The 14,409-nt window shown below is 37.4% G+C and carries 13 protein-coding genes, 1 pseudogene and 1 other annotated feature (1 of these 15 running past the window's edge); of the genes and pseudogenes, 10 read left to right on the forward strand and 4 right to left on the reverse strand.

Annotated features, from left to right (window positions below; translation table 11 throughout):
* The first annotated feature begins 12 nt into the window (after nt 1-12).
* The gene (aspS, locus tag CQZ94_RS04215; protein WP_105584403.1) at nt 13-1,788 is read left to right on the forward strand and encodes an aspartate--tRNA ligase; all 1,776 of its coding nucleotides are present in this window, start codon (nt 13-15) and stop codon (nt 1,786-1,788) included.
* Nucleotides 1,789-2,152: 364 nt separating this feature from the next.
* Nucleotides 2,153-2,920 (forward strand): tRNA threonylcarbamoyladenosine dehydratase, encoded by a 768-nt coding sequence (locus CQZ94_RS04220; protein WP_000903181.1) that lies wholly within the window; start codon nt 2,153-2,155, stop codon nt 2,918-2,920.
* 487 nt (nt 2,921-3,407) lie between these two features.
* Here CQZ94_RS04220 and CQZ94_RS04235 read toward each other — a convergent pair whose 3' ends face one another.
* Nucleotides 3,408-4,049 carry an RsfA family transcriptional regulator gene (locus CQZ94_RS04235; protein WP_105584404.1) on the reverse strand — a complete coding sequence of 214 codons (642 nt, stop codon included), beginning with the start codon at nt 4,047-4,049 and terminating at the stop codon, nt 3,408-3,410.
* Nucleotides 4,050-4,086: 37 nt separating this feature from the next.
* On the reverse strand, nt 4,087-5,373 hold the full coding sequence (locus CQZ94_RS04240) for a replication-associated recombination protein A (protein WP_105584405.1): 1,287 nt from the start codon (nt 5,371-5,373) through the stop codon (nt 4,087-4,089).
* Nucleotides 5,374-5,663: 290 nt separating this feature from the next.
* Here CQZ94_RS04240 and cymR point away from each other — a divergent pair, with 290 nt between their 5' ends.
* The 7 genes from cymR (at nt 5,664) to CQZ94_RS04275 (ending at nt 12,070) form a co-directional block, all read left to right on the forward strand.
* Complete coding sequence (gene cymR / locus CQZ94_RS04245) at nt 5,664-6,080, forward strand: cysteine metabolism transcriptional regulator CymR (protein WP_000704117.1); 417 nt, start codon at nt 5,664-5,666, stop codon at nt 6,078-6,080.
* Between the two features lie 35 nt (nt 6,081-6,115).
* Nucleotides 6,116-7,261, forward strand: coding sequence for a cysteine desulfurase family protein (locus tag CQZ94_RS04250; RefSeq protein WP_105584406.1), 1,146 nt, complete (start codon nt 6,116-6,118; stop codon nt 7,259-7,261).
* A gap of 16 nt (nt 7,262-7,277) precedes the next feature.
* A complete protein-coding gene (mnmA, locus tag CQZ94_RS04255) occupies nt 7,278-8,393 on the forward strand; it encodes a tRNA 2-thiouridine(34) synthase MnmA (protein ID WP_105584407.1) in 1,116 nt (371 codons plus the stop codon).
* Between the two features lie 110 nt (nt 8,394-8,503).
* Nucleotides 8,504-9,163, forward strand: coding sequence for a tetratricopeptide repeat protein (locus tag CQZ94_RS04260; protein ID WP_105584408.1), 660 nt, complete (start codon nt 8,504-8,506; stop codon nt 9,161-9,163).
* A gap of 107 nt (nt 9,164-9,270) precedes the next feature.
* Nucleotides 9,271-11,607 (forward strand): SF1B family DNA helicase RecD2, encoded by a 2,337-nt coding sequence (gene recD2, locus CQZ94_RS04265; protein ID WP_105584409.1) that lies wholly within the window; start codon nt 9,271-9,273, stop codon nt 11,605-11,607.
* Nucleotides 11,608-11,734: 127 nt separating this feature from the next.
* Nucleotides 11,735-11,923, forward strand: coding sequence for a hypothetical protein (locus CQZ94_RS04270; protein ID WP_002015288.1), 189 nt, complete (start codon nt 11,735-11,737; stop codon nt 11,921-11,923).
* A gap of 18 nt (nt 11,924-11,941) precedes the next feature.
* Nucleotides 11,942-12,070, forward strand: a complete 129-nt coding sequence (locus CQZ94_RS04275; RefSeq protein ID WP_002015286.1) for a YrzQ family protein — start codon at nt 11,942-11,944, stop codon at nt 12,068-12,070.
* A gap of 36 nt (nt 12,071-12,106) precedes the next feature.
* Here the strand turns inward: CQZ94_RS04275 and CQZ94_RS04280 are convergent, their stop codons facing one another.
* Nucleotides 12,107-12,319 carry a hypothetical protein gene (locus CQZ94_RS04280; protein WP_105584410.1) on the reverse strand — a complete coding sequence of 71 codons (213 nt, stop codon included), beginning with the start codon at nt 12,317-12,319 and terminating at the stop codon, nt 12,107-12,109.
* Between the two features lie 176 nt (nt 12,320-12,495).
* On the opposite strand from CQZ94_RS04280, the gene CQZ94_RS04285 reads away from it, so the two are divergent.
* Entirely contained in the window at nt 12,496-13,563 is a 1,068-nt protein-coding gene (locus CQZ94_RS04285) for an AI-2E family transporter (protein ID WP_105584411.1), read from the forward strand.
* Nucleotides 13,564-13,607: 44 nt separating this feature from the next.
* On the opposite strand, the pseudogene CQZ94_RS32335 reads toward CQZ94_RS04285, so the two are convergent.
* Nucleotides 13,608-14,101 (reverse strand): annotated as a pseudogene (locus tag CQZ94_RS32335) (PH domain-containing protein).
* A 237-nt stretch (nt 14,102-14,338) separates the two neighbouring features.
* Nucleotides 14,339-14,409: a binding site (T-box leader), on the forward strand; it runs 149 nt beyond the window's last position.

Below are 14,409 nucleotides of genomic sequence, written 5' to 3' on the forward strand. Positions count from 1 at the left end.
GGGGAACTTAAAGTGGCTGAAAGAACACATGCATGTGGGAAAGTAACAGTAGAAGCGGTTGGACAAACAGTTCAATTAAAAGGTTGGGTACAAAAACGCCGTGATTTAGGTGGATTAATCTTTATCGACTTACGTGACCGTACAGGTATCGTACAAGTTGTATTTAACCCAGAAACATCAAAAGAAGCGTTAGAAGTAGCAGAAATGATTCGTAGCGAATATGTATTACACGTAGAAGGTACAGTTGTTGAACGTGGTGAAGGCGCAATTAATGACAATATGGCAACTGGTCGTATTGAAGTACAAGCAACGAAAGTAAACGTATTAAATGCAGCGAAAACAACGCCAATCATTATTGCTGATGATACAGATGCATCAGAAGATGTGCGTTTAAAATATCGTTACTTAGACTTACGTCGTCCTGTAATGTTCAACACATTCAAAATGCGTCATGACGTAACGAAAACAATTCGTAACTTCTTAGATACAGAAGAGTTCTTAGAAGTTGAAACACCAATTTTAACGAAGAGCACACCAGAAGGAGCTCGCGACTATTTAGTACCAAGTCGTGTGCATGATGGTGAATTTTATGCATTACCTCAATCTCCGCAGCTATTTAAACAGCTTCTTATGGTCGGTGGATTTGAGCGTTACTATCAAGTAGCACGTTGTTTCCGTGACGAAGATTTACGTGCGGACCGTCAACCGGAATTCACGCAAATCGATATCGAGGCATCATTCTTAACACAAGATGAAATTTTAGAAATGATGGAGCGCATGATGACGAAAGTCATGAAGGATGCAAAAGGTGTAGAAGTTAGTGTACCATTCCCTCGTATGAAATATGCTGATGCAATGGCTCGCTTTGGTTCTGATAAGCCAGATACACGCTTTGAAATGGAACTAAAAGACCTATCTGAATTTGCAGTAGGTTGTGGATTTAAAGTATTTACAAGTGCTGTAGAAAACGGCGGACAAGTAAAAGCGATTAACGCAAAAGGTGCAGCGAGCAAATATTCTCGTAAAGACATCGACGCATTAACTGAATTCGCAAAAGTATACGGTGCAAAAGGTCTAGCTTGGCTTAAAGTTGAAGAAGACGGCTTAAAAGGACCGATTGCGAAATTCTTCGGGGAAGAAGATGCAAACGTGTTAATGAGTACATTAGAAGCGGATGCTGGTGACTTATTACTATTCGTAGCAGATAAGAAGAGCGTTGTTGCAGATAGCTTAGGTGCACTTCGTTTACGTCTAGGTAAAGAACTTGAGCTAATTGACGAAAGTAAATTTAATTTCCTATGGGTAACTGATTGGCCACTTCTTGAGTACGATGAAGATGCAGATCGTTACTTCGCAGCTCACCATCCGTTCACAATGCCATTCCGTGAAGATGTTGAACTATTAGAAACAGCACCAGAAAAAGCACGTGCACAAGCATATGACCTTGTATTAAACGGTTATGAGCTTGGTGGTGGATCACTTCGTATTTACGAGCGTGACGTACAAGAAAAAATGTTCAAAGCACTTGGATTCTCACAAGAAGAAGCACAAGAACAATTCGGATTCTTATTAGAAGCATTCGAATACGGTACACCACCACACGGCGGAATCGCATTAGGTTTAGACCGTCTTGTTATGTTACTTGCAGGTCGTACGAACCTTCGTGATACAATTGCATTCCCGAAAACAGCAAGCGCAAGCTGCTTATTAACAGAAGCGCCAAGCCCAGTTGCAGAAGCTCAGCTTGAAGAGCTAAGCTTAAAATTGAGCTTGAAAGAAGAGAAGTAAGAATAGAGTCTAGATGGTTATACTAACCCCATCTAGACTTTTTTTTGAAAGGTTGTTTAAAAAGTCCGGTTTAGATAACCTTCGCATTTCATCGTTACGTATGCTAGTCCGGTGCTCGAGTAGTACGCCTACACTGTGCTCCTCCTAGCATAAGTGCCTCGATCTGCTCGGTCCTCTGAATCCTCCTTTTTAAACGTATATTGAAGAGGAAGTTAAAAAAGTCTGGTTCAGCTAGTGGTCTTATGTTTTATTTTTTCTCTTTGAATATGTATTTTTAGGAATTCTATAACTTTTTCTATACAAATAGTCGGAAAAACGCTAGAATACATGGTAGACCATTTTTGTAATAGGAGTGTAGAGCTGAATGTTACATCAATTTTCACGTAATGAATTAGCCTTTGGAAAAGAAGGCCTTGAAATATTAAAAAATAGTACAGTCGGTATTTTAGGGATTGGCGGAGTAGGGTCATTTTCGGCAGAAGCGTTAGCACGTTCTGGCGTAGGACGTCTTGTATTAGTTGACAAAGATGTTGTAGATATTACAAACGTAAACCGTCAAATTCACGCGTTAGTATCTACTGTAGGACGTTCAAAAGTAGAATTAATGAAAGAGCGTATTGCAGACATTAATCCAGAGTGTGAAGTAATTGGACTAGAGATGTTTTATACAGATGAAACATATGAAGAGTTCTTTAAACACGGTTTAGATTTCGTAGTGGATGCATCCGATACGATTACGTTCAAAATTCATTTAATTAAACAATGTTTACGTCGTAAAATCAAAATTATCTCATGTATGGGTGCGGCAAATAAAATGGACCCAACTCGTTTCCGTATTGCGGACATTTCTAAAACACATACAGATCCAATTGCGAAAGTAATTCGTACGAAGCTTCGTAAAGATGGTATTAAAAAAGGTGTAAAAGTTGTCTTCTCTGACGAAAACCCAATCGTAATTCGTGAGGAAGTACGTAAAGAAATCGTACCAGACGAAAATGCAAAAATTCGTAAAGCGAAATTACCACCTTCTTCAAATGCGTTCGTACCATCTGTGGCGGGCTTAATTATGGCGAGTCACGTTGTACGTGAACGTATTAAAAACGTAGAAGTGAAGCGTGTAGGGCAAGAATAAAAGGGAAGCATATATCGTTTAGGATATATGCTTTTTGTATGTTTTAAAGAAATATGGATATTTGTAATACTACTAGTTCGAACGTAAGTAAAGCTAGTAAGTAATGATCGTATTTGTCTGATTTATAGGCAGACGTCTTTTTTAAACTGTGAATGGTGAAAAGACCTAACGTTAGGACGAGAACACCGAGTGTTATTTTGAAGACTATTAATGAAATAGCAACCGTCTCCCTTCAAACGTATATGTTTATAGTAATATTTAAGTAAAAAATATCCAATTCATTTCAGGAGTTTCCTCCTATTAACGTGAGTGTTATTATTGTGAATTTTTGTCGGTAAAGCGATATTTCTTGTCGAATCGTTGATATATTTCGAATTGCGATAGATATATTCGAAAAATCGTCGATATAATTTCATTTATCTATGCATTGTTCGCCGAATTAAAAAACAGGGATGTCACTTAGGCGAACAAGTGACATCCCTGTTTTTTAATTTTCTGCAGAATATATAATATCTAAATTTCCATTTTGATCGGTTTTGAAAATCGGAGCAATTTGCTCTTCTTGTTCTTCGACCGAAACAAGTTTTCGAGCACGATCCATAATTCTAACAAGCATTGCATAATCTTCTTCGATTGCTTGTTGTTTTTTTGTGAGAACAGCTAATTTTGCTTCAAGTTCATTATTCGTTTTTTTCAGGGAAGTGAGCTGATCTTGTAATACGTCATTTTCAGTTTGTAACTTTGCGAGTGAAGGGTTATTGTGCTCCAAGTTTTGCAAAAATGAGATGACATTTTGCATTGTAAGATCTTGTTTATTTGGGGCAATATCTTCTGAAAACTCGGCATCGATTACGAGTTGCCGAGTTTGTGCGAACTGCTCTTTTTCTATTTTAGCTTCCGAACGCTTTAATTCTTTACGCTGTTTTTTTGCAATTTGTACCGCATCTTCATAATATGGTCTTACTTCAGCATTCCATCTAAAGCCACAAGCTGCTGAAGTTCGGTTTAATGTATCACCAACTTCATCGAATGCTTTTATTTGTGTACTTCCTCTGCGAATATGTCGTAAAACAGTTTCTGCTAAAAGGAGATCGTCTTCTTTTGTCCATGCATCTTGACGTGTTTTCATAAGCGAAGCCTCCGTAATGGTGACGTTTTCGCTTATATTACCCTTTATTCTTCGTTTTATGCGAACTTTGTAATCTTTCATAAACAGTAGAAAGTGCTTGTTCAAATTTTCCTGTCGTTTTCGGTTTATAATATTGCTTGTTTTTAATTTTATCAGGTAAGTATTGTTGTTGTACCCACCCGTTTGGATGATCGTGTGGATATAAGTATCCGATGCCTCTTCCTAACGATTCGGCTCCTTTATAGTGACTATCTTTTAAATGACTTGGAATATCGCCTGTTTGACCATTACGTAAATCGTGTAGTGCGGCATCGAGTGCTTTATAGGCCGAATTTGATTTCGGTGATAGACAAAGTTCAATAACAGCATTTGCAAGTGGTATGCGTGCCTCTGGGAAGCCGACTCGTTCAGCTGATTCAATTGCTGCAAGTGTACGTTGTCCAGCTTGTGGGCTAGCAAGTCCGATATCTTCATATGCCATAATAAGCAGACGTCTACCGATGCTTTGTAAGTCACCTGCTTCAATAAGACGTGCTAAATAATGAAGTGCGGCGTTCACATCACTTCCACGTACTGATTTTTGAAAAGCAGATAAAACGTCATAGTGAGCATCGCCACCTTTGTCGTGAACGAAACTCTTTTTCTGTAAACATTCTTCAGCAATTTCAAGTGTAATTTCCGCGGCTTTGTCGTCAGTTGTAAAGCTAGATAAAACAGCTAGTTCAAGTGCATTATAAGCTGAGCGCATATCACCGCCTGATGCATTTGCAAAGTGATGTAATGCTTCAGCCGTAACAGTTACATCATATTCCCCAAGCCCTTTTTCTTTATCTTCAAGCGCTCGTTTTAAGCCAATTAAAATATCATCTTCTGTTAATGCGTGTAATTCGAAGATTTGACAACGACTTCGAATAGCAGAATTAATAGCATGGAATGGATTGCTTGTCGTTGCACCAATTAAAGTAAGAAGTCCGCTTTCTAAATGGGGTAATAGAAAGTCTTGCTTCGCTTTATCTAGCCTATGAACTTCATCCAAAATTAAAACGAGGTGTCGATGCATCTTCGCTTCTTGTACGACAACTTCCATATCTTTTTTATTATGAGTAACAGCGTTTAAGAGGCGAAACGGGGTTCCAGTACTTCCTGCAATTGCGCTAGCGATTGATGTTTTTCCTGTGCCTGGAGGACCATACAAAATCATTGATTGAAAATGATTTGCTTGGACCATTCGCCATAAAATCTTGCCTTCACCAACTAAATGCTGTTGTCCGATAATTTCTTGAATATTTGTAGGGCGCATTCGATGTGCGAGTGGTTGTTTCATTTGACCCTCTCCCTTAATGTATAATCTCATTCTATCGTATCATTTTTTTTGATGAAATTTGAAATAGGATGCTGTTTTGTGGGAAAAATGAATATGAATATTTTCATTTTTCTTTCAATTGTAATAATTTCCGAGTTTTTCAATGTGATTTTATGTTATCATTTTGATACACAAGTTGAAATTTCTTATAATACTATATTATGCTATAATTTCATAGGATTTTAAATTGTGTTCTTTTATAAATAAGATATAACCAATAGAAGTGAAAATTTGAAATGAGGTGCAAATAGATGAAGATTTCAACGAAAGGCCGCTACGGCTTAACAATTATGATCGACCTTGCAAAAAAATTTGGTGAAGGCCCAATTTCATTAAAATCAATTGCGCAGGCACATGACCTATCTGAGCATTATTTAGAGCAATTAATTTCACCACTTCGTAACGCTCGTCTTGTAAAGAGTACGCGTGGTGCATATGGCGGATATGTATTATCTGATCAGCCAGTCAACATTACAGCTGGAGATGTAATCCGTGTACTAGAGGGTCCAATTAGTGTTGTAGAAATGATAGAAGAAGAAGAACCAGCACAACGCCAATTATGGATGCGTGTTCGTGATGCGGTGCAAGAAGTATTAGATAGTACAACTTTAGAAGATTTAGTACGTTATGAGGAAGAAAATCACGGGGGCTATATGTTTTACATTTAATTCCTTGTGAAACGATTTGGAAAGAAGGAGATTTAATGGAACGCATTTACTTAGATCATGCTGCGACATCTCCGACTCACCCAGAAGTGGTCGAAAAGATGATTCCATATATGACAGAAACATTTGGAAACCCGTCTAGTATTCACTTTTATGGGCGTCAAACGCGCCATGCGGTAGATGAGGCGAGACGTGTGTGTGCACGTAGCATTCACGCGAGTCCAAATGAAATTATATTCACGAGCGGTGGTACAGAAGCTGATAATTTAGCACTTATAGGTGTAGCGCGCGCGAATCGTCATAAAGGTAACCACATTATTACAACGCAAATTGAACATCATGCGATTTTGCATACGTGTGAATTGTTAGCGCGTGAAGGATTTGAAGTGACGTATTTACCTGTTGATGAAACAGGGCGTGTTCAAGTTTCTCACATACAAAAGGCACTAAGGGAAGAGACGATTCTTGTATCTATTATGTTCGGGAATAATGAAGTAGGGACAATGCAACCAATTGCGGAAATAGGAAATTTGCTAAAAGCGCATCAAACTTATTTCCACACAGATGCTGTACAAGCCTACGGTTTATTATCGATTGATGTGAAAGAATTTGGAATTGATTTATTATCAATTTCAGCTCACAAAATTAACGGACCAAAAGGTGTCGGGTTCCTATATGCTGGTGCAAATGTGAAGTTTGAACCGTTATTAATAGGCGGAGAGCAAGAAAGAAAACGTCGTGCTGGTACTGAAAATGTACCTAGTATTGCCGGACTTCAGCAAGCAATCTTGCTAGCGGAACAAACTCGTGAGCAAAAAAATGCCCAATATGAAGAGTTTAAAGATATAATGGTATCTGTCTTCAAAAATGAAGACATTACTTTCGAGGTAAACGGAAACTTGGAATATCGCTTACCCCATGTGTTGAATATAAGTTTTACAGGAATGAATATTGAACCGTTTCTTGTAAACTTAGACTTAGCTGGTATTGCAGTATCAAGTGGTTCTGCTTGTACAGCTGGTTCGATTGATCCATCACATGTATTAGTGGCGATGTTCGGAAAAGACTCCGATCAAATACGTTCATCCGTACGCTTTAGTTTTGGACTTGGAAATACGAAAGAGCAAATTGAAAAAGCGGCGTACGAAACAGTGAAAATCGTGAAGCGATTAACACAAAATTAGCATGGGAGGTGACATGATGAACAAACTACCTCACGAAACACGCGTTGTCATCGGGATGTCCGGTGGCGTCGATTCATCTGTAGCAGCTCTTTTATTAAAAGAGCAGGGTTATGATGTAATCGGAATTTTTATGAAAAACTGGGATGATACAGATGAGAATGGTGTCTGCACAGCAACAGAAGATTATAATGATGTAATTGAAGTGTGTAACCAAATCGGCATTCCGTATTATGCAGTAAACTTTGAAAAACAATACTGGGATAAAGTATTTACGTACTTTTTAGATGAGTACCGAGCTGGTCGTACACCAAACCCAGATGTAATGTGTAACAAAGAAATTAAATTTAAAGCATTTTTAGAGCATGCAATTGCACTTGGTGCTGATTATGTAGCAACAGGTCATTATGCACGCGTTGCTTATATGGACGGCGAATATAAAATGCTTCGCGGCGTTGATGACAATAAAGATCAAACATATTTCTTAAATCAATTAAGCCAAGAGCAATTATCAAAAACAATGTTCCCATTAGGTGAATTAAAGAAACCACAAATTCGCGAGATGGCGACAGAAGCTGGTTTAGCGACAGCGGCGAAGAAAGATAGTACTGGTATTTGCTTCATCGGTGAGCGTAACTTTAAAGATTTCTTAAGTAACTATTTACCAGCGCAACCAGGTGTGATGCAAACATTATCTGGTGAAGTGAAAGGGAAACATGATGGTTTAATGTACTATACAATTGGACAACGTCATGGTCTTGGTATTGGTGGTAATGGTGATCCATGGTTTGCTGTTGGAAAAAACTTGAAAGAAAACATTTTATATGTTGACCAAGGATTCCATAACGAACTTCTATATGGTGATGAAGTTATTGCTACGAATGTAGGCTGGGTAAGTAATAAAGCGAAGGAAAAAGAATTTACGTGTACAGCGAAATTCCGTTATCGTCAAGCAGACAATAAAGTAACGGTTCAAATCGTTGATGGAAATACAGTTCGTATTCTTTGTGATGAGCCAATTCGTGCGATTACGCCAGGCCAAGCAGTTGTTTTCTATGATGGAGATGAGTGCTTAGGCGGCGCTACAATTGATGAAGTATATCATAGTGGTAAGAAATTAGATTATTTAGGATAACACGAGAAGCCTCTGCCGATTAGCGGTTAGAGGTTTCTTTTACATAAAGAAAATTTTCGTTCGCTTGGAAAATACATTCTTTGTTATAATTTGTTGTAGAGGTGAAGGATATGTCAAACAAACTTGAAACAGGTATTAAATATATGCAAGAAGGAAACTGGGAAGAAGCAGCTAAAAATTTCACAGAAGCAATCGAAGAAAATCCGAAAGAAGCGCTTGGATACATTAACTTTGCGAATTTATTAGATGTATTAGGTGATAGTGAGCGAGCAATTTTATTTTATAAACGTGCAGTAGAATTAGATGATAAATCTGCGGCTGCTTATTATGGTTTAGGAAACGTATATTACGGTCAAGAGCAATTTGCAGAGGCGAAGGCTGTATTTGAACAAGCGATGCAAGCGGGATTACAATCAGCTGACGTAACATTTATGTTAGGTATCACACATGTGCAACTTGGAAATGATCGTCTTGCACTTCCATTTTTACAAAGAGCGACGGAATTAGATGAAGACGATGTAGAAGCTGTTTTCCAATGCGGACTTTGCTTCGCACGACTAGAACATATTCAAGAGGCAAAACCTTATTTTGAAAAGGTATTAGAAATGGATGAAGAGCATGCAGATGCGTATTATAATTTAGGTGTTGCGTACGTATTCGAGGAAAATAACGAGAAAGCTCTTACTTTATTTAAGAAAGCGACTGAAATAAGTCCAGACCACTTTTTAGCTGGTAATGGTGTTCGTTTATTAGAGCAAGAAGCTGAATAAAGTGAAATTATAGTTTAATGCGCAGTTACCCCTCATCTAAAGAGTATGAAAGAGGTGGGGGATGTACTGCTCATTAAAGTGAAAAGAACTCGGAAAGGAGAGGAAATATGGGAAATCAACATGCAATGGATTTGTTTGAGGAAGAAAAAAAATTTATAAAAGCGCAAGTTCTTCATACCATTTTCCACAACGAAGAAAACCTCTATTCCGTTGTCAGTATGAAAGTCATTGAAACGAATGAAACATACGACGAAAAAAAAGTAATGATAAACGGCCATTTTCCCCGTATGCATGAAGATGAAGTGTTTACATTAACAGGTCATTTTAAAGACCACCCAAAGTATGGGAAACAATATTTAGTGGAAACGTTTAAAAAAGAATTACCACAAACAAAAGCAGGTATGGTGCAATATTTAGCGAGCGATTTATTTAAAGGGATTGGAAAGCGTACAGCCGAAAAAATCGTTGATCATCTCGGTGAGCATGCGATTTCTAAAATTATGGATGATCCCGATGCGTTAAATGGTGTTGTAAACAAGCAAAAAGCGCAGGAAATATATGAGACGATTATTGAGCATCAAGGGCTAGAGAAAGTGATGAGTTTTTTAAATGGCTACGGTTTTGGAACAAAACTTTCTATTAAAATTTATCAGCAATATAAAGAGATGACATTAGAAGTGATTCGTAATAATCCATATAAGCTTATTGAAGAAGTGGACGGAATTGGATTTGGAAGAGCAGATGATATAGGGCGTGCAATAGGAATAACGGGCAATCACGACGACCGTGTACGTGCGGGATGTTTTTATACATTAGAGAACGTTTCATTACAATTGGGTCACGTGTATATGGAAAAAGGACAACTTGTGAGAGAAACAATGTCACTTTTAAATAATCAAGAAGGCAGAGTGACTGAGGAAGATATTGTAGGCTGCGTTGAAATGATGCAAGGTGAAGGGAAAGTCATTATAGAAGAAGAGCGAGTGTATTTAGCTTCTTTATTCTATTCTGAGAAAGGCGTTGTAAAGTCAATTCGTCGTCTTATGAATCAAGAAGAAACTCCTTCATTCCCTGAAGCGGAAGTGTTAAAGACATTAGGGGAAATTGAAGAACAGTTGAAAGTGCAGTATGCGCCGCTTCAGCAAGAAGCAGTTCGAACTGCACTTCATAAGCCGATGATGTTATTAACAGGTGGACCAGGAACGGGGAAAACAACAGTTATTAAAGGGATTGTTGAAATGTATGCATCACTTCACGGAGTATCATTAAATCCAAATGAATATAGTGATGATAATCCATTTCCGATTTTATTAACGGCTCCAACTGGAAGAGCAGCGAAGCGAATGAGTGAATCGACGGGGCTTCCGGCGTGCACAATTCATCGTCTGCTCGGTTGGACGCCAGAAGGGTCTTTTCAGCGTAATGAAACCGATCCAGTACAAGGAAAGTTACTCATTATTGATGAGTTTTCAATGGTTGACATTTGGCTTGCAAATCAGCTATTCAAGTCACTTCCGACAAATATTCAAGTTATCGTTGTAGGTGATGAAGATCAGTTGCCATCTGTAGGACCTGGACAAGTGTTAAAAGACTTATTGAATGCAGGCGCGGTTCCAACGGTCAAGCTTACAGAAATTTATCGTCAAGCGGAAGGGTCATCTGTTATTCAACTTGCCCATGCGATAAAAGATGGTGCGCTTCCGCCAGATTTAGCCGAAAATAAAAAGGATCGTTCCTTTATTTCTTGTACAGGAGCTCAAATTGTTGAAGTTGTAAAAAAAGTATGTGAAAATGCCAAGACAAAAGGATTTAGTGCAAGAGATGTACAAGTATTAGCGCCGATGTACCGTGGGCCTGCCGGTATTAATGTGCTGAATGAAGCATTGCAAGAAGTGTTTAATCCGAAAAAAGAAAAGAGTAAAGAAATTGCTTACGGTGATGTTGTATACCGCAGAGGTGATAAAGTACTGCAACTCGTTAATCAGCCAGAGAGCCAAGTGTTTAATGGTGATATCGGAGAAATCGTTTCGGTGTTTTATGCGAAAGAAAACGTTGAGCAACAAGATATGATTATCGTTTCATTTGATGGGATTGAAGTAACGTATACAAAGCCAGATTTAAATCAAATTACACATGCATATTGCTGTTCGATTCATAAATCACAAGGTAGTGAATTTTCGATTGTTATTATGCCGATTGTAAAGAGCTACTACCGTATGTTACGTCGTAATTTAATTTACACGGGTATTACAAGGAGTAAGAAATTCCTTATTATTTGCGGGGAGGAAGCAGCTTTTCAATCCGGTGTAAATCGCCTTGATGATGCAATGCGTCAAACGACTTTAGCTGGTCGATTGCAAGAATCACAAGGAGAAGTGCAGATGGTGACGGTTAATGGTGAAGAAATGGACGTGGAAAACATTTCACCGTATGATTTCATGTAACAAGGTGAAATTATATAGTGAAACTTTCAAACGTATAACGTTGAAAGGCTCTAGCGATGTATAAATGAATGCAGTTTGGACATAATGGCGAATAGAATCTGGGAGACTGTAAGGAGATGAAAGCCATATGTTCAGTTGTCCAAATTGCAAAGGGAAAGACATCGGAAAAATAGGTGTCAACCAATTTTATTGCTGGAATTGTTATATCGAATTATCGGTTTCAAAGGGGAAAATCCATACACATCAAGTAGAGGAAGATGGTTCATTAAGCTCTCTTGATGATTTATTTGATGATAATGAAAGAACGATCGGATAACGAAAAGGGGGATTTACTTTGAATCTACGCAATTCATTAATCGCATTAGGTGTTGGAGCTGCAGCATATCAATATGCTCGCAAACAAGATGTATTCTCAAAACGCAATGTGAAAAAAGCACGTAAGATGATTAAGTCTTATTTATAAGGCGGAAAAAACTCCCTTCATGGTAAGGGAGTTTTTTTATGCGCTTGTATGCAAATATAAAAGTCCGATTTCAGAGAAGAGATAAGATAAACCGTAACATCCAACGCCAAGCATTCCATAATGCCATAAGTGCTTCGCTCTTTCTTTTCGTGAGGAACGAATAAAGAAGCCTTTCCAAATACCAAACCCGATACAAAGCCATTCAAGAAGCATAAAAAGTGCGGATAATGCAAGCATAAATAAGACCATTATGAGCCCTCCAGATTATATTTTGACATTTTGTATTTTCAGGGGTGGTTGTCCTTATTATGTTAAATATATGTACGTCTTTAAAAAACAGTATGGTCTGTATAAAAAGATTTTAAAACTTTTGCACATAACCTAACCTATTTATTTTCAAAATAAAGGTGGAGGAGGTTTTTCGTGTGAAGAATCTTAAAATCATTTGGATATATCGTTTAGGGTTATTGTTACTCGTTTTTCTTTGTTTGCTTGTCTTTTTAAAAATTAAGCCACTATGGGCACCGATTATTTTTGTATTTAAAGTGGCGATCACACCGTTTCTTATTGCTTGTTTTATTGCTTATTTATTGCACCCTTTAATTGAAAAAATTCATAAGGAAGGAATGCCACGCACACTTGCTATTTTGCTCATTTATATTCTTTTCTTTGGCGGAATTGGCTATGGAATTTATAAAGGAACGCCAGTTGTTATTAAACAGTTACAAGAAATTAATGAACAATTTCCGCAGTTTACAAAAATGTACGATTCTTGGATGGATGGAGTTACAGAACAAACAGCGAATTTCCCATCATTTATTCATGAAAAGGTAAAGCAAATTTTCGTTGGTGTAGAAATGAAGATACAAACGCTTTTAAATAAAGTTATGAGCACAGCCCGTGGTGTACTGGATTCATTGCTCATTATTTTCTTAATTCCGTTCATTGTATTTTACATATTAAAAGATTACGGTGAGTTTTATCATGTTTTTTGGAAACTAGTTCCGAGTAAGTGGCGTAGTACGGGTCAAATGCTTGCGAAAGAAATTGATAAGTCACTCGGAAGTTATATTCGAGGACAGTTATTTGTTTGCTTAGTATTAGGGGGGGTATCTGTTCTTTCTTTTTGGTTTATCGGTATGAAATATCCGTTATTACTCGGCATTATTATTGGGGTAACGGATATAATCCCGTACTTTGGTCCTATTTTAGGGGCGATTCCGACGTTGATGATTGCGGCAACGGTATCAACGAGTTTACTCATTAAGGCGGGGATTACGATTGTTATTTTACAATTTTTGGAAAGTAACATTTTATCGCCTTACATCGTTGGTAAGTCGCTTCGTATGCATCCCGTTATTATTATGCTTGCATTACTAGTTGGAGGAGAGATAGCCGGGATTGTAGGATTGCTAATATCGGTTCCAATTTTAGCAGTTATTCGTACAGTGGTCGTTCATGTGAGGCCTCTTTGGAAAAGAGAAGATATTTAATGTGAAAGCCCTCTATCTATAGAGATAGAGGGCTAATAATATGGTTATTTAGAGAGTTGTTCTTTTATTTGCTGAACAATCCCGCTCACATCATTTGTTTGAATATGTTTTATTCTTTTCCATTCAGTATCATACATAAATACAATTTGATTACTGAAAAGACGCTTCTGTTCTTTTAGATTAGAAATTTTTGCGAAAGAGTACTCTTCAAATATTAGATTCTTGCTAACATCTGGTCCATAAAAGAAGAGCCTTTTGTTTGTTAAGATTAACAGTCCTGGTCTTGAGACGGGATGATAAAGTGAAACTTTAATCAGTGGGGAGGGCCATCCCCCACTGATTATTAGTTGAACCAATCGGGCTTTTACGAGCAGTTGATCTCCCACCTAACTTCCTCGTATTGACTGGATTTTGAGGTGGGAGTCTTACTGCTCGTTAATGCGGGATATATAAATATATCTAATGAACATGCTGCGTAAAACAATATAGTTTCGTCAGCCGTTAATATGTTTTTAGTTTTATTTAATAAGGTTGTCATTGTAATCGCTCCTTTATTATTAATAATTTAATTATGATAAAAAATGTAATATTCAGAAATTTTTATAAAGTGTTTTTTATGAGGAGATTCCTATTTAGTAATAAACGCATAATATATTGAAAGGCTGTTAAGAATGAATAGTAGAATAACTATGATTAATAAGTAATTGATACAATATAAATGATTATCTACATTGACAAACTTAAGAGAATTCTATTATATTTAGTCATATAATACATTAAATCAATGACGGAACAAGTATGTTACAGTCCATTTATAGAGAGAAGCTTCCACCTGGCTGAAAGAAG

Source organism: Bacillus sp. MYb209 (assembly GCF_002975175.1).
In the GTDB taxonomy this organism is placed as follows: Bacteria; Bacillota; Bacilli; order Bacillales; family Bacillaceae_G; genus Bacillus_A.

Excerpts from the sequence above, each read along its gene's own strand:
- CQZ94_RS04240 (WP_105584405.1), bottom strand. The coding sequence starts at position 5,373 with ATGAAACAACCACTCGCACATCGAATGCGCCCTACAAATATTCAAGAA.
- CQZ94_RS04250 (WP_105584406.1), top strand. The coding sequence starts at position 6,116 with ATGGAACGCATTTACTTAGATCATGCTGCGACATCTCCGACTCACCCA.
- recD2 (WP_105584409.1), top strand. The coding sequence starts at position 9,271 with ATGGGAAATCAACATGCAATGGATTTGTTTGAGGAAGAAAAAAAATTT.
- mnmA (WP_105584407.1), top strand. The coding sequence starts at position 7,278 with ATGAACAAACTACCTCACGAAACACGCGTTGTCATCGGGATGTCCGGT.
- CQZ94_RS04220 (WP_000903181.1), top strand. The coding sequence starts at position 2,153 with ATGTTACATCAATTTTCACGTAATGAATTAGCCTTTGGAAAAGAAGGC.
- CQZ94_RS04235 (WP_105584404.1), bottom strand. The coding sequence starts at position 4,049 with ATGAAAACACGTCAAGATGCATGGACAAAAGAAGACGATCTCCTTTTA.
- CQZ94_RS04270 (WP_002015288.1), top strand. The coding sequence starts at position 11,735 with ATGTTCAGTTGTCCAAATTGCAAAGGGAAAGACATCGGAAAAATAGGT.
- cymR (WP_000704117.1), top strand. The coding sequence starts at position 5,664 with ATGAAGATTTCAACGAAAGGCCGCTACGGCTTAACAATTATGATCGAC.
- CQZ94_RS04280 (WP_105584410.1), bottom strand. The coding sequence starts at position 12,319 with ATGGTCTTATTTATGCTTGCATTATCCGCACTTTTTATGCTTCTTGAA.
- CQZ94_RS04260 (WP_105584408.1), top strand. The coding sequence starts at position 8,504 with ATGTCAAACAAACTTGAAACAGGTATTAAATATATGCAAGAAGGAAAC.